Source organism: Streptomyces venezuelae, assembly GCF_008642315.1.
In the GTDB taxonomy this organism is placed as follows: domain Bacteria; phylum Actinomycetota; class Actinomycetes; order Streptomycetales; family Streptomycetaceae; genus Streptomyces; species Streptomyces venezuelae_D.
In genome coordinates, this window is record NZ_CP029192.1 from 8,290,378 (window position 1) to 8,310,154 (window position 19,777).

A 19,777-nucleotide genomic window follows, 5' to 3' on the forward strand; every position below is an offset into this window, starting at 1 on the left:
GCGTGCTGCGTCAAATACCGGTACGCCACCGACCGCTACACCGGTCCTTCGGTGAACTCGACATCGGCGATGATCGACGTCCCCCCGTCGACACTCAGATCGCCCTTCCAGTCCTTCGCCATCTTCGCCTGCATGTACAGCACCTGCGTGGTGCCCCGGTAGGAAGCGGGCAGCATCAACGTGTCCGCGACCACCGTCGTCTGCCGACGCACGACCTTGCCCTGGTTGTCGTCCACGACCGTGTCCTGGCCGTGAACCGTGCCGAACACGAGCTGAAGCTTCCCGTACAGCGAGTCGAAGTCCATCCGCAGACCCGCCACCGTGATGGTGACTATCATCTTCGTCGCCCACGCCGGCACCGATATCTGCCAGCGCGCCTCGGGCGGCCAGTCATGCCACTTGTCGTCGTCCTTCCACGCCTTGCTCATCTTCGTCGGATACGCCGTGTAGAGGGTGCGCTCCCTGCGCGGGTTCGCCACCCGCCGCAGATCACGGATCATCCCCGCGGTGACCGTCCCCGTGCTCGCGGGCAGATCCACGCGGGCCAACGGCACCCCCGTCACCCCCTTGGGCACCGCAGAGGCAGTGGAGGACACGTTGGGGATCACGTCGAAGAAGTTCACCGCGTCCTTCGCCGGATCGAGCCCGCCCTCAAACTCCGGGTCCTGCACCCGCAGCACGATCAGATCCGAACGCGGCGCAGCACCCGTCGGCGCGATATCCACCGTCGCCGTGCCGATGTTGTACGCCGTGTACGAGCCCTGCCACGCCGACGCCTTCCCGCGGATCACTGCAGAGCCGTCCGCGATCTGCACACCGCCACCCGGAACAGGCAGCGGCGCCACCTTGAGGTCGGCGGCCTCGGTCACCCCCTCCGATCCGTGCGACAGATCCTTGATCATCTGCCGGAACGTCTGCGCACTGTGGGTAGCGCCGTTCACCAGCAGCGGGGCCTGGGCGAGCGTCATTAAACGAAGTTCTCCTTCGGGTTCACGAGGGTCTTGAACGCGTCACGCCACACCACCGTCAGGCGGGCGGACGCAGTGGGATCGGAGGCGGTCCAGCGCACTTCGCTGCGGCCCTTCGGTAGCCGGAAGCTGCCCAGCGGCGAGGTAGTGGCGACGGTGCCGCCGTCCTGCCGCGCCACCGTGCGGCGCCCGGGCCGGGTATCGACCCGCACGTACTCACCCACCGGCACGGTGATCCCCAGATCGATACGCTGCCCCGTCTCCACATGAGTGATCATCGGGTTCGCGCACGGCCCGTGCACAGTGATCATCGGGTAGGCGTCGACGGTGCCGTTGTTGGTAACCCAGCCCGGCCGGTCCTGCCCCGACTGGCCGCCATCGCTCACCCGGATCGGCGCCTGAACCGGGGCGGTGAATCCGCCACCGGACAGCCAGCCCAGCCGCAGCCCCACCGACTGCTCGACGTCGGCGTAATACCGCGGATCGGGAGCGGTGAACTCAAGATCGAGAGGAACCCAGCCCAACGCGGCCTGCTCCCACGACGCTTCCACCTTGCGCAGCCGCCCGAACAGGACTCGGACCGGAGCACCGGGCCATTTGATCCGCAGCGCGGTCACCGCGCCGCCCACCGTGCGGACCCGCGGATCATCGGTGGCTTCCTCCAGCTGGGTGACGATACGGGCCGCAGCAGCAGGATCGCCCGGCGTCTTCACGCCGCAGTCGATGCGCAGCGTGCGCGCCTCGTACCAGTCCGCGCCGAGCCAGGCCCCATCCGCGTTTGGCTGCTCCACCACCTCGCCCCGCACAGCCGGACGGGCCAGGCCCTCGATCTGCGCGACCGGCACGCTCGTGCCGTGCCCGAGCCGCACCCCGGCGATCTCCATCTGGAAATCGGTGAGTTCACTCATCGCAGGACACCGCCTCGGCGGGCACGCCGCATCTGATAGGAGACGGTCGCCGCGATGTCGTCGGCCGTGGCGGCAGACCCGGAGACGTGGATCGTCTGCTGTCCGATCGCCGGAGCCTGGTGTACCACCGTGATCCGCCCGCGCCCGGCGTGCGCGTCGACCAGCCGACGCGGGGCGAGGCCGTATCCGAACCGGTCCGCAGTCTCAGCCAGCACCGCTGTTGCCCGGCCCCGCTTCGCGCCGGCGTGCGGGATGTAGGACTCCGCGGCCGTCTCGGGCTCCGCGAACTTGATCAGCCCCCGGGGTGAGGAGTACACGCCCGGCTCCCAGATCCCGCCGTTCGCGTACGCCTTGCCCGCGTTCGCCTTCACCAGGTCGGACAAGAACCGGTCGGCCTTGCCCGTTTTCCTGATGTGACTCTTTGCGAGGTTCCCGACCTCGATAATCCGGTCCTCGGCCAGCCCCGTCGCCTCGGCCACCGAGTGGATGCCCTTGTTCTTCGACAGGGCCCCGACCAGCTTCACCAGGTCCGCGAGCTGGTCACCGTCGAGAGAGGTCGCCGCCTTCTTCGCCGCGGTGTTGGCCTTCTGCGCCTTCTTGCGGTCCTTCACCGCCTGAGCGGCCAGTGCCTCCGCGTTCTCATCGCCCTGCTCGGCCAGGCGCTGCGCGAGCGCCGTGTACCCGCGCGAAGCAAGCGTGGTCAGGTTCTTCTGGAACGCGCTGTTGTTCTTGACGGCGTTGTTCAACTGGCCGGTGAAATCGTTCAGCGTTGCCCGCGCCGTACCGGCGAGCTTGGTGAGCTGGCTGGCCATGTCACGCACGTACCGGTTCGAGCCGTGAGCCATCTTCCGGGTCAGCGCGACACCGTCTTCGCCCATGTCCTCCAACGCCTTAGCGACATCCGTGCCCGCCCTGCGAACCACCGTCGCCAGGTCATTGCGCCAGCTCTTTGCCGTGCGTACGGAGCGGCGCAGGTTCTTCTCGAACAGGCGCAGGTCGAAGTGCTCCTTGCCGCCCTTGCCCTTGCGCTGTGACTTGGAAATCACATCCGACACCGTCAGCCCGGAGGAACCCAGCGGCTGATACGACCAGTCGGACAGGCCCCCAGAGGCGTTGTAGACGACCTGGCCGCCAAAGCGCCGAGCCACCTCGTTCAAGATGATCTTCGAGCGCGCCCGCTTACTGGGGGCCAAAGGGAGGTAAGCCTCGCCCTGCGTCTCGTCCTCCGCCCACACGCGCCAGGTGCCGCCGCGTGCGATCTGCGCGACATGGTTCTCCTTGCGGACGCCGCCGTCCGCGTAGGTGACGATGCCGCCATCGGCCTTGCCGAGCCGGTACCCGTCCTTGTAGGGCCCGTAGTTGCCGCCCTGCTGGTGAACGGTGTTGATGTACTCGGTCCGGTAGACGCCGATGCCGATGGTCTTGCCGTGCAAGCTGTCGATGGCGCCCTGGATCGTGGCCACATTGCCCGTCGCGGCGCCGACCGGCACCGACACGTAGACGTTCTTGCTCGCCGGGATGGCGGTGATCGAGAAGCCGAGCGCCTCCAGCTGCCGCCGGGCCTCTGCCGTGGGCGCGCTGATGGGGATCATCCGGCCGGGCGGGAGACCGGCGATCTTCTGCTTGACCTCCTCCAGGCTGGTGATCGTCGACTGCGTCGCCGACGTGACACTGACCTTCTTGCTGCCGGGGGTCTCCGCGATCTTCGCGATCAACGAGTCCAGGTCTGTGCGCGCGGTCTCGGTGGGTGCGGTGACCTCGACGCGACGGTCCTTGAGGTCGTGGATCTTGAAACCGAGGTCCTCCAGGTCCGCACGAGCGTCGTCGGACAGGGTGGCGATGGTGATCGTCTTCTTGTCCGGGTCGGCCTTCAGCGTCTGCTGGACGGCGATCAGCTCGGCCATCGCCTCATCCATGCCGGCCGTCTGCAAGACGAGCGACACCTGCTCAGGCACCAGACCCGCACTGTCCGCGAGCCTCGCTGCCTGCTCCGCAGACAGGCCGAACCCTTCAGCGGTAGAGAGCGCCGACTCACGGGCCGTCGCCATCTGCGCCTGCGCGGCCTTCAACGCTTCCGGCACGGTCTTCCCGGACGCCTCCGCGTACTGGTACGCGGCCAGCGCGGCATCCGCGGAATTCGTCGAGAGGCCTTGCAGAAGGTCGTACAGCTTCTGGCCGTTGCGGGTGACGGTCGACAGCGAGCCGTCCATGTTCAGCAGGGATTTGCCGTATCCCTGCGCGTGGTCGACTCCGCCCTTCAGGGCGTCGGACGCATCCGACACGGACCGGTTCAACCGGCTCTCCGCCGCGGACAGGTCCACCGATCCGCCCGCGAGGATGTTCAGCGCATCGTGCAGGGCGCGGGCCCGCGAGTCCGCGTCCGCGGTCGTGTCCGACAGGCGGCGCATCGCGTCGGAGAACTGCCCGAACGGTCCCACCGCACTGGCCGCCGAACGCCCCCCAGACCCTGTGGCGTCCGCGAGATCCTTGGCGTCCTTCACGGCCTGCGACATCTCGCCCTTGACCGAGCCCAGCGCATCCGCGGCCCGGCCCGCCGCGAGGCCTTGGTCGTTGTAGGCCTTCGCCGCGCCACCCTGCGTCGCGACCCACTCGACGTTGGCCTCCGCCGTGTCGTTCAGCCGCTTCTGCAGGGCGTTCAGGCCGCCGTCCTGGCCCAGGTAGGCGTCCGTGAGCTCACGAGCCTTCACCCCGGCCTTCGACATGACGTCGACCAGCCGTTCCTTGCCGTCGAAGACCTTCGTGTCCATGACGGACTGCGCGGCTACCGCGCGAACGTTGCCGTTGATGGCACCGTTCGACTCTTGCAACGCCTGGGTGAGACTGCTGATCCGCGACTGGTGCTCCGCCGCTGCCTGAGCTGCCTGCTGCTGATGCGAGGCGAGCATCGACAGCGCCACACCCGCACCTGCGAGCGCCACACCCCACGGGCCGCCCAGCGCCCCCATCAGCCCTCGGGCAGCGCCACCGACACCAGCGCCGATCGCCCGCGCCACCCCGGTGATCGGGCCGGAGGCGCTGCGGAACGCGCTGGTCATCTGCCCGACGACCGGAATCCGCGTCTGCATGACGGCCAGGGCTTGTCCAATGCGGCCGATGGACTGCCCTTGCGCGGAGGAGAGCCGCTCCTGCACCCGCATCTGGTCCCCGAGCGACCGGTACGCGCCGACCACCGGCCCGGACACGGTCTGCCCCAGCCGTGCCATCACCGGGGCGACCCGGCGTGCCATCAGCATCGCGACGATCGCCGTCTGAATCGGACCGGGGAGAGCACCGAAGGCGCGCACCAGTCCGGCGACGACATGCCCGATCGGCACCAGCACTGCTGAGGCGGCGCCGGCACCGGAGGTGATCAGGTTCAGGGCCGTGACGATGATGTCGAGCGCCGTCCCACCAGCATCGGCCTCCTTGGCGACATCGCTGATGGCCTCCGCCACGGGCGCCGCAGCCGAGGCCGCGTTGTCGAGAACATCGAGGAGCGCGCGCCCCGCGTTCACCAACACGTTCACGCCCGCTGCGGCAGCGTCGAAAGCCAGGTCCTTCACCGGCCTGCCTAGCCCACCGAGGGCGCCCTTCACCTCACTCAGCCCGGCCGAGACGGCCTTCGACGCCGACGGCCCGGCCAGCGTGTAGAGGTCGTGGACGTAATCCAGGGCCCCTGCGATACCGGGCGTCGCAGCGGAGATCCCTGCGGTCAACAGCCGGGTGACCTTCTCCAGACCCGGCGCGGCCGCCGTGTACAGAACCTGACCGGCGTTCTTCGCCTGCGTCTTGAGCTGGGTGACCGCACCTGACAGCCCCTTGGTCTGCGAGGCGGCGATTTCACCCGCTGCCCCCGTCCGCGCGATCGCGGTGTGCATCTGGTCGAAGGACTCGACACCCTGGTGTGCCAGCGCCGACGCACCCGCCAGAGCAGGCTTGCCGACCACATCGGCCAGGGAGCCCAGGAACTCCTTCTGCGACATCCGGTGCTGGGCCTTCTCCAGACCCTCGACCACCGTGCGCAGGCCCTTGAAGTTGCCCGGGGCGTCGAACGCCTCGATCCCAAGCTCGGCCAGGCTCTGCCTGGCCCGCGCGGTGGGGCGCGCCAGGTTGGTGAGCATCCCGCGCAGGGACGTTCCTGCTTTGGAGCCGAGGATGCCGGAACGGGCCAGCATCGCCACCGCTGTGGACGTGTCCTCGATCGAGATGCCCAGCTGAGCGGCGACAGGGCCGGTGTAGGACATCGCGTAGTAGATGTCCTGCAAGCCGCCCGAAGCGGCGTTCGCCGATGCGGCCAGCACATCGGCGGCGCGTCCGGCGTGGTTCGAGCTGAGCCCGAACTGGTCCATGACGTCGCCCAGGTAGCGGGCGGAATCGGCGGCGCTGAGGTTGTCAGCTGCGGCCAGCTGCATCGCCGCGCGGGCGTTGGCGATGCTCGACGTAGATGTCTGGCCCGCCTTGGCGAGCTCCAGCATCGCGTCCGCAGCCTTCGCCGCCGACGTACCGGGCAGTTGCAGGTCCGCCCCCAGCTCGCGGGCCTTGGCGGCGGCCTGCACCATCTCCTGCCCGTTGGCATTGGTGACCGCGCCCCACTTGTTGATCGCGCGCTGGTACTCGTTGCCTTCCTTCGCGATCTCCGCGAGCCCGGCAACGATTCCCCCGCCGACGAGCACGCCGCGCAGGTGGTGGGCTTCCTGCCGGGCGCTGAGCAGCCCGTGACGCAGTTGCCGCATCGAGGCATGCCCGTCCGCGCCGACACGACGTAGCCCCGCCCGGGTCCGGTCCGCGTCACGGCCCAGGCCCCGAAGCCCCGCAGCGGAACCCCGGGCGCCCGAGGCGATCCGGCGAAGGTTCCGGTTGAGGGCATCGGTGTCCCGGCCCAGCCCGCGCATCGCGCGCGAGGCCTGCCGGATCTCCGACAGGAGGTTCGCGAAGTCCGCTCGCGCCTGAACGCTGAGCGTGTAGGACGACACCCGCCGGCGCCCTTACTCCCCACGCGCCCCTCTCGAAACCCCGCCCCTCACCCACCCGCCCGGCTACGCGCGCGGGACCAAACCGATGCGCACCCCGTAGCTGTCGGCGCCATCGGGCACCTGGTCCTGCTCGTGCGCGATCAGCTCGCAGCCCGGGCAGCGCACCGTCGTGGTGACGTACGCGAACCGGTCCCCACCGTGCTCCTCGTCCCACTCCGCAGGCCGGGTCCCGCACCCGTCACAGATGCTGCGCCGGAAGGCGGTGAACGCAAGCGCCTTCGCGCGGTCCAGCTCACTCCAGCGTCCGTCGCCTGCTCCGAGGAACTGCGACTGCGGGATGGCGTACCGGTCGCACAGCTCCAGCTCCGCGCGGAGCTGTGCGTCCGTGATCAGCCTTTTCCCAGCTCCACGGTGGACGTACGCACGATCTGCTGCGCCTGCCACGCTGCTGCGAACAGCGTGTTCGACTCTGCGACTGGCCACGAGTCGAGCAGATCCTGGGCATCTGCCTCGCTCATGCCCTCCACCGTCGCCCCGTGATCATCCCGTTCGATGTGTGCCGCAGCGATCAGCGCGGCGGGAAACGTCTCCGGGTTCCAGGCGTCACCGTCCTCGGCTTGGGCCTCGGTCGGGGGGAACCTCTTGATCAGTCCGTCCAGGATGGGTCGGGGCAGGGCCTTGAACGTCAGCTCCGTGGAAACGTTGTCGAAGAACTCTTGCGCCTCTTCGACGGCCTGTTCTGCCGCGAGGGTCGCCTCGCTGTAATCGCGCCCGTTCTCCGCGTCCGCCCTGCGGCAGCGGGCGAGCTCACGCAGTGACTCGTCCAGGTGCTGCTTGGCGTGCAGGTCGTCGCAGATCACCAGTGTGTACTCGGGGAGCTGCCGGGCTCGCAGCTTCGCCAGTTTCGCCGCCCAATGCGCATCCTTCGCTACGGCGGCGGCCGGTGCAGCAGGCGTTGCCTGCACGTCGTTCGTCACCGGCGTCACTTCTCCACCTTCGGCGGAACCGTGGAGGCTGGGACTGCGGCATCCTGCATCGGCTTCTCGGTGATCGAGAAGCTGACGGTGAACTTGGCGGCCTCGTTGTCCGTCGAGTAGTTCGGACTGCGGGAGCCGACACGCACCGGGAAGACGTCCATGGACCGCGAGCCGGAGACATCGCCCTTGCGCAGGAACACGACCCAGCCGGTCTCGTCCTTCTTGAGGAGCTGTTCGATGTCGTCCGACACCTTGTCCTCGTAGAAGCCGAGGCTGCTGTCGTCGGCCTGGTCGGTGCCCGGAATCTTCGACTCGAACGTCGAGCCCAGGTCGGGAACGTCAATGGCCTGGTTCGACAGGGTCCAGCCGTCAATGGCGGCGATGGCATCCGTGAGATCGGTGCCGGCGGTCAGCTCAGCGCGGGTGGGGACGTGACCCGCATCGTTGACACTGTTGAGCCACAGCACGCGGGTTACCCCGCGCCGGGAGAATTTCTTGACCTGCAAGGCTTGCTGTCCGATTCCGGGACGGCAACCCCGAGGACTTGGAGGCCCCGTCCCTCGACGACTGTCGGGGAACCGGCCCGAACCAGAAGTGGTTGGGCGTCCGCGCGGGGCCTCCGCGGTGAGGAGCAGGGGCACGGCCAAGAAGGGGCCGTGGCTGCATAGCGATCACGATACTGCGGCCAACGATCACCGAGACGGCGTGATCGAACGAGCTAGGACATTGAGGCGGACAGCTCGTATCGCTGTACCGCGGTCACCACGCCAGCCTCACCGGCACCGTCCAGGCCGTCGTCGAGCAGTAGTTGTCTTGCCCAGATGTCGGTGCCTGGCGCCTCGATCTGGTTCACCCACTGACCCGAATCCCCACGATCAAGCACAGCGCGCCGTACCCGGTCCGCGAGCCAATCTGCCTGGTCCTCTCGATCGGCCACCACCGTCACCTGGTACACGAAGTGGGCATCTTCCGCCTTGTCGGCCAGGGGCGCGCCGGTGTACCGGCTGTCCATCGGGTAGAGCACTGTGTAAGGCGTGGGACAGGGGTGCCCGGCAACGAGAGGCAGCCGCCCGCGACCACAAGGCTTACCCGTAGCCACGGTGAGCATGGCCTGGAAGGCCGCGGTCACGTCGGCTCTGTCGATCACAAGTCACCGCCAGCGAAGTACGCGGCGGCGGGTCCTTCGACGCTGATCACTCCGTACCGGCACAAGCCGAGGGCGTCCCACTCCATCACTCCGGGAGTCGTGAGGATCGACAGAGTCCGCTCCCCGTCCTCATCCAGAACCTCCGCCACGACCACAGCGCGGGCCAGGAGACCCCGCTCATGCTCGGCGAGCACCCCAGCCAGAGCTTCCTCAAGGCTGTCGGCAATGTCGATCACAGCTCCTCCGCCACCGCTTGGCCGAGCGCGTGGACCAATAGCGGCCCGAACGTGGCAACGGCCGGTCCCAGATGAGGGAATGGACGTTGGTTGTAGTGGCGACCCAAGCTGTCCGCCCCGACGAAGCCGAACTCCAGCCGCCGCCCTTGGGGGGCGTTAGTGCCAACCTCGGCAACAATCACCGGACCCGCCCGGTGGACATCGGACTGCCACGATGCCCGGTACTGACCGGTGATCACGCGAGGCCCGGGCCGTCCAGATGCATTGTGCTGCACCTGCACCACCAAGGCCTTCGCGCTGTACCGCATCGCCGTCTCGGCGGCATTCACCACTGCCCTGCCGTTGCGGCTGAGCGCGGCAGCAAGATCCGAAGGGTGTCGGAAATCCCCGCCACTCACACGGCCACCGGCTTCCGGTCGCGCTCCTCCAGCCACACCGTGCGCAACACGGGAAACGACGACACTTCGCCTTGCGCGGTGACCCGGTACGTCCGGCCCACCGCCTGATCGTCACGGGCCTCCACTACCAGGACGGAGTCCTCCACCTGCAACTCCGGTGCGCTCAGGGGCAGCAGAAGCCGGTATCCGGCAAGTACCTCCTCGACCCACGCGCCGTTCAGTCCGGCGCCTTTGGTGCGGATCCGCTCCTGATGGGCGTACAGGCCCGCCTTGTCCGCATACACGGTCACCGCAGCCCCCGGCACGAGAGCGCCGGTCGCTGGGTCCAGCACGTCCTCACCAGCGTCACGGCTGACGTGGATCGTGTCCGGCATCAGATGGCGTTCGGCGAAGCGGGCAATTCCTGACTGATCAAGCACCCGCAGCCCACTCCTTCAGCTGGGCCAGCACCCCGCGAGTCAGCTCGCCCGGCTGCCCATCCAAGTCCTTCCGGTCGAGCACGGCCTCATCGAGCTGCCGCCAGTCCACGGCATCCAGGAAGCCGATCACCACGTGCCGGACATCAGCGGGCTCCACCACCACCTCGGCCATGCCGTCGAACTGCGTGCCATGCCATCCCTGTTGGACGTACAGAGTGACCTCTGGGCCCTCATCGGCGGTCTGCGTGATTCGATACGCCTCCACTGCGGATGCAACATCGTGCCCGTCGATCTCGACCACAGCGGGCTCGCCCGGACGGGCCGCAATTCGAACTCGGCGGGACTCCACAAACGTGCTCATGCCTTCGACCCTAGGTGCGCGAACCGCGCGCCCTGCGGAGCAACAGAACACGTCCGACCTTGGCTGACGTAACCTGATCGGAGTCCTATCCGAGCTTGCTGGCTGCATTGCTCGATCGGTGCTCCGTCCTACTCACTGGGACGGAGCACCGTGACAAAGGGATCAATCCTGCGTAGGGCTCTCGCGGGCCTGGCCGGGATTCCGGCCGGCATGGGTGATAGGAGTTGTCATCGCCCTCTTGAGTGGCCACTTGTGTTCCAGGAACCGCGCTTTGAGGCACCGATACGGAACGACGCATCGGGGGTCCCTGGCCCAATCGGCGAGCGTCTTCGGCTCCCCCCACGCGACATACTCCATGCCGCGCCGGGCTGCGGCCGCTCGGCGATGCGCAACAGCTCCTCCCGCGGAACCTGTCCGGTCCGTGCCGTGACGTACGTGCCGGGATGAGTCGCCAGGAGCAACCCTTCCTCGAACAGCGCCTCGAGACCGTTGCGGACCGTTTTGACAGAGACGCCGAATTCTTCCGCCAGCAGGTGCAATGTCGGTATCCGGGTATTCGGCGGGTATACCCGGTCCGCCAAGCGGTGACGCATGACTCGCTCGATGTGGACTGCGAGCGGTTCGGACGCGTCCCTGCCGGCGACTGCCCACGTCTCACCCTCAACGATGATGCGCGTGCCGAGTCGAGGTCTTGTTTCTACAAGGCCTTCTCTGCGTAATAGCCATAGCGCGCAAGCCGCCACCGAGTAACCGTTCCAGGGGAAGCGGCCCGGGTCTCCCGCAATCCGTGCACAGATCTCGGAGTAGGTGACGACTCGCCCGGGTTCGAGATCTCCACGCTCGATCTCGCAGCGCAACGCCTTGTACAGGATCTGCACCTGCTCAAGGCCGTCTCTGCGCAGCTCTTTGGTCATGCGCTGTGGTATCTCATCCGGTTTGGTCGCAGAGGGCTCCTCTGGGGAGAGAGGCCGGATAGGTTCGCTCATACCGGCGCTTCCAGGAGGCAGAGGCTAAGAGCATGCTCGACGGCTCTGTCCTGGCTGTGCGCTTCACTCGTTACGCGGATATGTGGAAGTCCCTCTTCGGTAAGAATCTTGTGCGCGTACTGGTCTACGACCGATCGAAAGCGGGGGTCGCATGGATGCTCGGGGCGGATCGGGATGGCAGGGTCCAACACAGTCGCGAACAGCAGGCTGCACTTCGGGGCCTGCGTAGCGGCAAGGAGACGTAACCGTTCGCGCTCCAGTCGATGTGCCCTGTTGTGATGCCATTCCTGGGCGGCGTAGTAGAAGGCGAGGGCATCCCAAGCCGTGCGGTCAGCGAGGACTACTTGAGCAGGCTCACGGCCTGGCAGGGCCGCCGCAGCAATCTCGTCGGCAATGCCCTGCGCGATAGCCCACTCGGTAGCGGCCGAAGTGTGCCGCTGCATTTCCGGCAACGACATCAGCGCGGCCCTTTCCCCGAAACCGCCCGTCCGCACCACGATCGTCCCCTGGGCGGTCAGCTCCTTCTCAATCCGATCAAGGAGCTGCGTCTTTCCGGTGGACTGGGCGCCCATCACGCCTACGTGTAAAGGCCACTGCGCAGTTACCACAGCATGAGATCCGTTTCTTGTACGGGGGCTCCGGGCAGGCCGGGGCGGGACGGCCGCGGCTGCGAGCTGGCCCCCAATTTCTTAGTGAGTGGCTATCGCGAGGAGGATGTGCCTCGGAGTACGAGTCGTTCCACGGGCGGATGCGTGGGGGCGGCCTTTGACGCGTCCTGTTCTCCTTCGCCGACGGTGGACCGTTCGGCAAGGTGGCGTTCCGTTACCTGCGCGCTGATGTCTGCGGCATCCAGGAGTTTCTGTTCCAGAGGCGCAGGGATGTGGCCTTGACCGAGGCCAGCGGACACGAGGGCATCTGACACGGTGCGGTGTTCGTCCCGGGTCATGCGCTCACGGCACACCACATGAGCGAGGACGTCCCGGGCCACGTACCCATCTGAGTACGTGATCGCCTCGTCGATGAGGCGCCGTGACACCCCGGCCTGCTGGGGGCGCGGGGAGAGGTCGAGCACGGCCAGTCCGACCCGGGAGCGGAAGACGGCAAGGTCGGGGGCGGTGTCGAGCGCCAGGTAGTGCTCCACCATGGTGGCGGCGGGAGGGACAGTGCATCCTCCGGCTGCGGTGAGGCAGAGCACGGCGAGGCACGCGGCCACAGCGCGTTCCCAGCCTTCCGACAGTGTGCTCTTGTTCAGGTACGCCAGGGCTTCCGTGGGTTGGCCACCAAGGCAGCGGCCCAGTACCTCGACCTGCCGCCCGTCGAAGAGCCGCTGGCCCACGCCTCGGTGCTGCTCACTGTGCGCCCGTGCACGCCCCCATTGGCCCGCTGTGACGAGTGCCCGGGTGCCGTCGCCGAGCAGGACCGCCCACAGCCACTGGCACACCTGCTGATGGGTGTCCGCGGAGTTCGTGAGATGCCGGAAGGACAGGGAGCGGCCATCAACGACTGCCTCCGACTTCGACCTCACTGCCTGGTTCAAAGAGTCGAGCAGTCGGTAGGCGCCGACGCCGTCCCCGTCGCGGATGCGCAGACGGGCCAAGTTGACCAAGGGCTCCAGCGCGAACCGAGCCTCCTGCGCGCCCAGAGGCTGAGCGCGCAGAAAGACTTGGGCGTGACGCCAGCACAGAACGCGCGCCAAATCCGGCAGGCCGCAGTCACTCGCGATCAGCGCCGCCTTGTTCAGCGCGACGGTCGCAGAGGCCACCTTGCCTCCCCGCTTGGCGGCATCAGCCAGGTTGCTGATCTCCCGGACCCGGTACGCGAGGGGCGGGCAGGCCGGGCGCGGGCGGGCGACCAGGGGGAAACGCCGTGCTATCTGGCCGACGTCCATGTCACTGCCATTCGATGACGATGCGGTTCAGCGCATTGTCGAAGGCGAAGCGACCGGGCTTCGACGCGGAGGGCGCCGTGTCGAGCGGCTGGATTTGGAAACCGACGTCGAGGCTGCGGAAGCCACGGTCCCAGGCCTGGATCTGCTCGGCGACGCGCTCGGCCAGCGCCTGAGCGTCGGGGCCATGTCCGATGACACCGAACTCGTACAGGGTGGCGCCGTCGGGGGCTTTCTCGGCGGCCGCTCGCCGGGTGAGGTAGGTGAGCGTGGCGCCCTCGACGACTGCGGTGGAGGACGGATAGGGCGCCGTGACCAGGCCGTTTTCGACGGCCGCAGGCTGTGCGGGCATCCGACTCAGCCCGTTGGGCATGCTGCAGGTGAGCCACAGCTCCAGGTACTCCGCCGACTCCGGACCCCGGAAGGTGACGCCCGTCCACACCTCGGCGCGCGGCTGCCGGAAGATGTCGCTCAGGGCGTCGGGGTCGACCGTCTGGTCTCCGTTGGTGACGAGGGTGACGGTGTTGTCAGGGTCCAGGGAGACGAAGACGCGCGGGTCGTCGGCGATGCCCTGCCGCAACGGCATGAACGTGTTCATCTGGCTGCCGACGCTGCGCCAAACTCCGTCGTGGTGCTCGAAGGCGATCGAGCGGGAGACGCTGCCGCGCAGTCGCAGAGGGGTGAGGAGGCGTCCGCCGGGGGCGAGCTGGTCGAGCCAGGCGTGAGGCACACCGTGCGCGCCGACCGTGGCGATGATGCGGTCATATGGCGCGTTCGGGGCGTGGCCTACTGCTCCGTCCCCGAGGATCACTTCCACGTTGTGGATGTCGGCTGCGGCCAGTCCGGCACGGGCGCCGTCCACGATGTCGTCATCGACGTCGATCGTAGTGACGTGCCCTTTCTCTCCGACGAGATAGCCGAGGAGACCGGCGTTGAAGCCGGTGCCGGCCCCGAGTTCCAGGACCTTTTGGCCGGGCTCGACCTTCAGCTGTTCCAGCATCATGCCGACAATGTCGGGCTGGGAGGCGCAGCTGATGGACGTGCCGTTCTCGTCGAGCTTGGTGTTCACCGGGGCGTTCCCGTACGCCTTCTCCAGCGGGGCGTTCGGGAGCAAGAGGTGCCGGGGCACCGTACGCATGGCTTCCTCCACGCGGGGCGTGCGCACCCATCCGTTTTCGACCAGGTGGTCGATCAGCTGATGGCGCAGGCGGTCGGCTGAACTGGCTTCGATGGTGTCACTGTTCACCCCGGTGACCGTAGTGCTCTGCGGCCTTTCAGCTTGGTCGGACGCGGCGTTGTCGCTCGTTCCCATGACTACCTCTTTCGCGAGTGTTGACAAGGTGTGCTGGTCCTGTGCTGGCAGGCCCAGATGGTTCCAGTGGAAGATCGCGTGGTGGGCGATCACAGCTCGCAGCCCGCGCTCCAGGCGGCCCTGGCGGTTGAGGTCTGCGAGCTGCTGGCCGAACCACTCGAACGTGGCTATCCAGTCGGCCAGGGGCGCAAGGCCCCCCTCGGTGACGCTGCTGCTCGTGGCGCTGACATCGACCGTCATGAGGCGATGGACGGCCGCCTTGTGCCGTTGAGGGCGGCGAGGGTTGTCACCGCGGCGTTCAGCTGCGACCCGCGCCCAGACGTCGCCCTGCTCGTACCAGTCGAGTCCCGCTGCGCGCATCGCCACGCTGAGCAGGAGGACCCCCAGCTCACGGCGCCCGAGCCCGGGGCCGGTCGCCGCCTGCCCGCGGGCCATCGCGTCCAGCAGGTGATGGCTGTCGTAGTGGAACAGGGTGTGCGCGATCTTCATGGCGGCCGGACCACCGAAGGCCGTCTCTTCCGGCTCGTAGATGCCCCGCGTCCACGAGGCGAGGACACCAGCAGCGACCAGCTCGTCCAGAGCAGCGTCCAAGCCGTTGGAGGAGTCCGGACCCGCGGGCCGGTATCGCACCCGCCACGAGGGGAACTTCCGCAGGAACGACCACTGCCCCAGGTCCGGCTCCAGGTCAATCAGCACCGGAAGCAGGTACTGGACGGCGGTAGTCTCCGCGCGGTCCCAGTCGGTGAACCGGATGAGGCGCTGTGGCCATTCTTCCGCTGCCATGTTCTCTCTCCTCTCATACCGAGTTGGTCAGAAAGCAGGCGTCCCAGCCGGATGCAGAAGGCGTGCCGGTGTGGAGGGAGTGGAGGGCGAGAGCGACACCTGCGGCGCCTTCGAGGAGCCCGATGTCGCCGCCGTCGGGAGCGTCGAGCAACGAGGCCGTCAGCGTCCCCGGGGCGGTATCGGTGATCGGGGCCAGGAGCCGGGGCAGGCATTCGGTGAGGCCAGGGGTAATGGCATCAGCGGCCACGAGTTGCGTGATGTGTGCCAGGCCGGCGAACCCATGGCACAGCGAGACGTCCACGGTCGCGCCGAGCTGGCCGGGGTCAGTCATCGCCTGGAGGAGCGCACGCTCGGCCGCACGCTGGCGGTCACGGTCGTTGAGGGCGAGGGCAGCGAGCTGCTGGGTGCGGGCGAACCCGGCCGTCCCATAGCACCAGGACGGCCGGGACGGGCCTGGGCCGGGCACGCCGGATCGCAGCTGTTCACGGGTGATCCAGTACGGCCACCACGGACCGGCGGGGCCCTCCTGCTGCCACTGGTCGAGCCAGGCCAGGACGCGGGTGATCGCCTCGCGGTGGCCTTCGACAATGACACCGCGGCGTGCAGCCAGGGCGAGCAGAGCGAGGGGGCCGCTGATGCCGTGGGCGACGCCGTTGTTGGCGTGCCCCGCCGGATAGTCCGGGGACGCTTTGCCGGAGGGGGCGAGGTGGCTCCACCAGCCGGGCAGGACCTCGCCATCATGCTCGACCGGCTCGGTCAGCCTGACCAGGTACGCCAGGACCTGCCGGAGTAGTCCGGTGTGGACATCGCGGTGCAGGAGGAGGGCGCCCATCCCGCTCAGGCCCCGGATTGTGTCGAACTCGGCCAGCTCGGGCGTCTCGCCCCGGTCCATGCGGGCGTGGGCGCTGGCCAACCGGCTGCGGATTGCCGTCGTGACGTACTGGTCGAGGGTGTCCAGGGCGCGGGAGTATCGTCCGGGCCGGTCGGCGGCGGCATGCAGGGCGAAGGCGAGAGCGGGCGCTCCGTAGTAGAGGTGGCTGTCGGGGCCCCCGACAGCCGGTTCTTCTGCGGCGCAGGCAAGCCAGTCATGCGCCCGCTGCCACGGCCCCTGGCCTGTGCGGGCCCGCTCAATGTGAAGCAACGCGACGCCGACGGCGCCGTGCGCCAGGGACTGCGGCCACCATCCCTGACGGTGATCCAGCGACCGCACGGCCTGCGGTTCTGCGAGACGCTCTGCGATGGCGTCGGCGGCAGCCCGTGCCTTGTCACGCAGGTCCATGGTCATCTCCTCGATGCGCCCAGGCCCTTGCGCCGGCGTGGGCCAGCCGCACGCACATCCGTTCGTCGTCCTTGTCGATGCCGACAGCGCGAATGTGGTGGGCGTGCAGCAGCGAGTCCAAGACCAGGTCCGGGTCCATGCCGTCGGATGCGTTCAGCCGCTCCCGGTAGCGGGCCAGGGCCTCGTCGCGCTCCCCCCAGGCAGCCACGATCGCCGCGCCCCCAGGGGCCGCCCGCAACGCCGCCCAGTCACGGGCCGGATCGGCAAGGCGTACGGCCTCGTCGCGCACCGCCCGGTCAACGGGACGCGGATCGGTGATCCTCCCGTGGCTGATCATCCAGCCCATGCCGTCGGCGATGCTGCCGGTGAAGGCCACAGCAAGAGCGATGAAATTCGCGGCGGTGAGAGCCTGGGGGTGAGGGCGCTTGTTCTGGACGAACTGGACGGCCAGGGCGCGGGAGTCCGCGGCGAAGACGTCCTCAGCGAGGCTCATCAACGGCCCGGCGCCCCACCTGCCGGTTTCCGGGTAAGAGGTCGCGAACCGCATGTCGCTCAGCAGCCCGGCCCGGCGCAGTCCGGCCGCCCACACACTCACCCGGTGCGCGGTGAGCGCGAAGTCCTGCGCATGGGGGACCGCGATGCGCAGGCGCAGATGCCAGCGCGGGTCGCGGTAGCGCATGTACCACCACTTCGGCGGCGCCTCCCATTGGTCGAGGAGTGCGGGAAGGTGGTGGGCCAGAATCGCCGGTTGCCGTTCGACGTGCCCATACAGCGTGACCAGCAGCCACGGAGCGGACCCCGGGAGGTGACCGTGATCGCGGGTGAGGAGCCGGTCAGCGGTCACGGGCGGGACCGTCGGCCACTGCGGCGCGCGGGCGGCCGTCATCGGGACGACGATCTCGTGGGCCCGGCCCCCGAACCACCCGCTGTCACACCCCCCTTCGGTCAGGACGGCCGTTTCGCTGTTGTCCAGGTGGGCGCGCAGCAGCGCGAGGTGTGCGCTCACGGAGAGGTCCAGCGGGAGCCCCTGGTCGCCCTCGGTCAGCACGGCGGCGTCCGGCACGCGGCGGCGCGTGCGCCACTCGTCGACCGCCTTGTGCCATTCCTCCCATGAGGCGCGGCGGCCGGGCAGCTCCGACCCCTCCAGCCGCCACCTGGCTGGAGAGAGGATCGTGCGGCCGTACCGCACTCGCGGCAGGTACGGGAGGGATGTGGCAGACGCCCACGGGAACGGGGTCAGGACGGCGGCCTGGGAGCGGCTGATCTCGGTGAGGAAGCGTGCGAGCGGCGGCGTGTGGGCCCGCAGGTCGAGAGCGTGCAACGTCATCGGGTCCAGCAGGCACCCGCGGGAGAGGGAGACGAGGTAGAGCCTGCGGCGGTCGCAGCCCACCGCGAGGTCATCGAGCGTGATGGTGCGCTCGTCGGCCGGACGGTGCTCGGCCAGGCTGATCACGCCCGGCAGGAGTTCGGGCACGCGGGTGACGTTGGCGTCACCGCGATCAAGCGGAGCGAAGGACACCTGCGTGGGCAGCGCGCCGGGCGCATTGACCGGCACCTGTTCCAGCACTGCGGCCGCACGGGCCTGCTCGGCGGGGTGAGCAGTCCCAGGCACCGTCCGCTGGTCGTGCCGATTCCCCGCGAGGGAGCGATGCTGTGGAGGGCGAAGTCACCGTTGGCGAGAGCGGTCTGCGAAGTCGCTTGAATCTGGAAGCGCAGCTCCAGGTGGGCCGGTACCTGCATCGCGTCTGGGTCGCCGAGCGTCAGGGCGTGGAGCAGTTCCTCATCCAGAAGGATTTCGTCGCGGCCGTCGAGCACGGCGGCCTGGGCGAGCGAGAACAGCCGCTGTTCACGGGCGGTCACGGCCTCCCGCTGCTCGGGTTCCTGGTCCCGGTAGCCGGCGGGGAACCCGAGTCCCACATCCGGGTCGACGACGTCCCGAACAGGGATGAGGGAGTTGATGCCGTACCGCTCGAAGAACCGGTTGTGGAAGTCCTTCCACGCAGGCGTGCCGAAGGGGTACGCAGTGAGCCGCGCCAGCACGGTGGCGGCCCCCTCCGCCTCACGGGCAACCAGTGGAGGCAGAGTGAGGGAGCAGTCCAGGCGCAGGTCCACCGTGATCGGCTGGGCCTTGACGGTGCTCAACGTCAACATCTTCAGCCGCAAGGCGCAGCGCAGACGCCGCCCATCTGCCGGGGCGAGCACCTGGTTGTGCTGGGCGATGGCATTGCGGACGAGCTGTAAGTCCGCCACGAGGTCCGCGCACTGTGCCGCGTCGACGGCGTCGAGCTGCTGGACCAGGTGGCCGAGCGTGTCGAGGACGGCGGACGGTGCGTGCAGGCTGCTGATGAGCACGCCGCGCTGGACCAGGCTGGCGACGAGACCTTCCACCCGGGGCGCGGGCACGTCGGGGAACTCGGCCTTCACCCTGTCCACGACCGTCTTGAAGGGGACGGGCGAGGCGGCGGCCTCCACGGCAATCCGGGCGGCGGCGGTATAGCGCAGGGACACTTCCGCCGCGGGGCCCTTCTCGGTAGGCCGTGAACGAGGAGGGTAGGGCACGACCAGCCGCTCGCCGCGTACGTAGGCGGTGTTGTTGGCCATCACGGGCAGCTGCCGCAACACGTCGGGGCAGGCTTCCAGACGGCTGATCAGGTCAGCGATCCAGGCACTGTCGGCGCGTACGACGGCGCGATGCCATTCACCCCACGCCCACTCAGTCCGTTGTCCGAAGGAGACGGGCGCGATTCCAGCGAACAGGCCGTGCGGTGTCGCTCGCCCTGTCATCCGCAGCACGTATCGCATGACGGACACCATGGCGCGGCGAAGCTGACGGGTCTCCGGCCGGGGCGCCGAGCACAGCGTATGGACCTGCTGTGCCAGCAAAGGGCTGGCCTGATCGACGGCCTCCACAATCTCGGCTACCGACCAGACTTCCCGCAGCCACGTCTGCCACCGGCTCCGGCTGGCCGGGGAGCCGTCGGCCAGGTCCGGCCACGCCGGCAGCGGCAGCGTCGCGTATCGGGTGGCGCGCACGAGCGCCGTGTCTGCGCACCGGTACAGCGATCCGGTGTTCCTGGAATCCATGCACCCTCCCTGCTCTGTGAGGGCCGGGGTGCCAGCCCGCGCGGCGACAGGCCCCGCGGGC

General features: G+C 68.5%; 17 protein-coding genes and 1 pseudogene. All 18 read right to left on the reverse strand.

The genetic code is table 11. The features are described 5' to 3' along the window. Window positions 1-35: 35 nt before the first annotated feature. Window positions 36-968 (reverse strand): hypothetical protein, encoded by a 933-nt coding sequence (locus DEJ48_RS36600; RefSeq protein WP_150220406.1) that lies wholly within the window; start codon window positions 966-968, stop codon window positions 36-38. After that, window positions 968-1,876, reverse strand: a complete 909-nt coding sequence (locus DEJ48_RS36605) for a phage tail domain-containing protein (protein WP_150220407.1) — start codon at window positions 1,874-1,876, stop codon at window positions 968-970. The genes DEJ48_RS36600 and DEJ48_RS36605 overlap by 1 nt, the downstream gene beginning before the upstream one ends. Next, a complete protein-coding gene (locus tag DEJ48_RS36610) occupies window positions 1,873-6,849 on the reverse strand; it encodes a phage tail tape measure protein (protein ID WP_150220408.1) in 4,977 nt (1,658 codons plus the stop codon). The genes DEJ48_RS36605 and DEJ48_RS36610 overlap by 4 nt, the downstream gene beginning before the upstream one ends. A gap of 63 nt (window positions 6,850-6,912) precedes the next feature. Beyond that, entirely contained in the window at window positions 6,913-7,293 is a 381-nt protein-coding gene (locus DEJ48_RS36615; protein ID WP_150220409.1) for a hypothetical protein, read from the reverse strand. Then, a complete protein-coding gene (locus DEJ48_RS36620; RefSeq protein WP_150220410.1) occupies window positions 7,239-7,835 on the reverse strand; it encodes a hypothetical protein in 597 nt (198 codons plus the stop codon). The genes DEJ48_RS36615 and DEJ48_RS36620 overlap by 55 nt, the downstream gene beginning before the upstream one ends. Beyond that, window positions 7,832-8,332 carry a hypothetical protein gene (locus tag DEJ48_RS36625; RefSeq protein ID WP_150220411.1) on the reverse strand — a complete coding sequence of 167 codons (501 nt, stop codon included), beginning with the start codon at window positions 8,330-8,332 and terminating at the stop codon, window positions 7,832-7,834. Before DEJ48_RS36625 ends, DEJ48_RS36620 begins: the two co-directional genes overlap by 4 nt. Window positions 8,333-8,544: 212 nt before the next feature. Next, complete coding sequence (locus tag DEJ48_RS36630) at window positions 8,545-8,838, reverse strand: hypothetical protein (RefSeq protein ID WP_150220412.1); 294 nt, start codon at window positions 8,836-8,838, stop codon at window positions 8,545-8,547. 131 nt (window positions 8,839-8,969) lie between these two features. Continuing rightward, on the reverse strand, window positions 8,970-9,209 hold the full coding sequence (locus DEJ48_RS36635; protein WP_150220413.1) for a hypothetical protein: 240 nt from the start codon (window positions 9,207-9,209) through the stop codon (window positions 8,970-8,972). After that, a complete protein-coding gene (locus DEJ48_RS36640; protein ID WP_150220414.1) occupies window positions 9,206-9,643 on the reverse strand; it encodes an HK97 gp10 family phage protein in 438 nt (145 codons plus the stop codon). The genes DEJ48_RS36635 and DEJ48_RS36640 overlap by 4 nt, the downstream gene beginning before the upstream one ends. Further along, window positions 9,604-10,026, reverse strand: coding sequence for a DUF6093 family protein (locus DEJ48_RS36645; RefSeq protein WP_150220415.1), 423 nt, complete (start codon window positions 10,024-10,026; stop codon window positions 9,604-9,606). Before DEJ48_RS36645 ends, DEJ48_RS36640 begins: the two co-directional genes overlap by 40 nt. After that, the gene (locus tag DEJ48_RS36650) at window positions 10,019-10,387 is read right to left on the reverse strand and encodes a hypothetical protein (protein ID WP_150220416.1); all 369 of its coding nucleotides are present in this window, start codon (window positions 10,385-10,387) and stop codon (window positions 10,019-10,021) included. Before DEJ48_RS36650 ends, DEJ48_RS36645 begins: the two co-directional genes overlap by 8 nt. Window positions 10,388-10,614: 227 nt before the next feature. After that, complete coding sequence (locus tag DEJ48_RS36655; protein WP_150220417.1) at window positions 10,615-11,301, reverse strand: GntR family transcriptional regulator; 687 nt, start codon at window positions 11,299-11,301, stop codon at window positions 10,615-10,617. A 68-nt stretch (window positions 11,302-11,369) separates the two neighbouring features. Next, window positions 11,370-11,945 carry an AAA family ATPase gene (locus DEJ48_RS36660; RefSeq protein WP_223832329.1) on the reverse strand — a complete coding sequence of 192 codons (576 nt, stop codon included), beginning with the start codon at window positions 11,943-11,945 and terminating at the stop codon, window positions 11,370-11,372. A gap of 128 nt (window positions 11,946-12,073) precedes the next feature. Further along, a complete protein-coding gene (locus DEJ48_RS36665) occupies window positions 12,074-13,261 on the reverse strand; it encodes a hypothetical protein (protein WP_223832330.1) in 1,188 nt (395 codons plus the stop codon). Between the two features lies 1 nt (window position 13,262). Continuing rightward, complete coding sequence (gene fxlM / locus DEJ48_RS36670; protein ID WP_150220419.1) at window positions 13,263-15,353, reverse strand: methyltransferase, FxLD system; 2,091 nt, start codon at window positions 15,351-15,353, stop codon at window positions 13,263-13,265. A 13-nt stretch (window positions 15,354-15,366) separates the two neighbouring features. Next, window positions 15,367-16,632, reverse strand: coding sequence for a lanthionine synthetase C family protein (locus DEJ48_RS36675; RefSeq protein WP_150220420.1), 1,266 nt, complete (start codon window positions 16,630-16,632; stop codon window positions 15,367-15,369). Continuing rightward, window positions 16,619-17,518 (reverse strand): thiopeptide-type bacteriocin biosynthesis protein, encoded by a 900-nt coding sequence (locus tag DEJ48_RS40575; protein ID WP_223832557.1) that lies wholly within the window; start codon window positions 17,516-17,518, stop codon window positions 16,619-16,621. The genes DEJ48_RS36675 and DEJ48_RS40575 overlap by 14 nt, the downstream gene beginning before the upstream one ends. Window positions 17,519-17,674: 156 nt before the next feature. Next, window positions 17,675-19,716 (reverse strand): annotated as a pseudogene (locus DEJ48_RS36680) (lantibiotic dehydratase family protein); the annotation flags it as partial. Window positions 19,717-19,777: the final 61 nt, after the last annotated feature.

Bases quoted from the DNA above. Each gene is read 5' to 3' on its own strand.
- DEJ48_RS36605 (WP_150220407.1), bottom strand. From the start codon at position 1,876: ATGAGTGAACTCACCGATTTCCAGATGGAGATCGCCGGGGTGCGGCTC.
- DEJ48_RS36660 (WP_223832329.1), bottom strand. From the start codon at position 11,945: ATGGGCGCCCAGTCCACCGGAAAGACGCAGCTCCTTGATCGGATTGAG.
- DEJ48_RS36675 (WP_150220420.1), bottom strand. From the start codon at position 16,632: ATGGACCTGCGTGACAAGGCACGGGCTGCCGCCGACGCCATCGCAGAG.
- DEJ48_RS36665 (WP_223832330.1), bottom strand. From the start codon at position 13,261: ATGGACGTCGGCCAGATAGCACGGCGTTTCCCCCTGGTCGCCCGCCCG.
- DEJ48_RS40575 (WP_223832557.1), bottom strand. From the start codon at position 17,518: ATGACGGCCGCCCGCGCGCCGCAGTGGCCGACGGTCCCGCCCGTGACC.
- DEJ48_RS36655 (WP_150220417.1), bottom strand. From the start codon at position 11,301: ATGACCAAAGAGCTGCGCAGAGACGGCCTTGAGCAGGTGCAGATCCTG.
- DEJ48_RS36630 (WP_150220412.1), bottom strand. From the start codon at position 8,838: ATGGACAGCCGGTACACCGGCGCGCCCCTGGCCGACAAGGCGGAAGAT.
- fxlM (WP_150220419.1), bottom strand. From the start codon at position 15,353: ATGGCAGCGGAAGAATGGCCACAGCGCCTCATCCGGTTCACCGACTGG.
- DEJ48_RS36600 (WP_150220406.1), bottom strand. From the start codon at position 968: ATGACGCTCGCCCAGGCCCCGCTGCTGGTGAACGGCGCTACCCACAGT.
- DEJ48_RS36650 (WP_150220416.1), bottom strand. From the start codon at position 10,387: ATGAGCACGTTTGTGGAGTCCCGCCGAGTTCGAATTGCGGCCCGTCCG.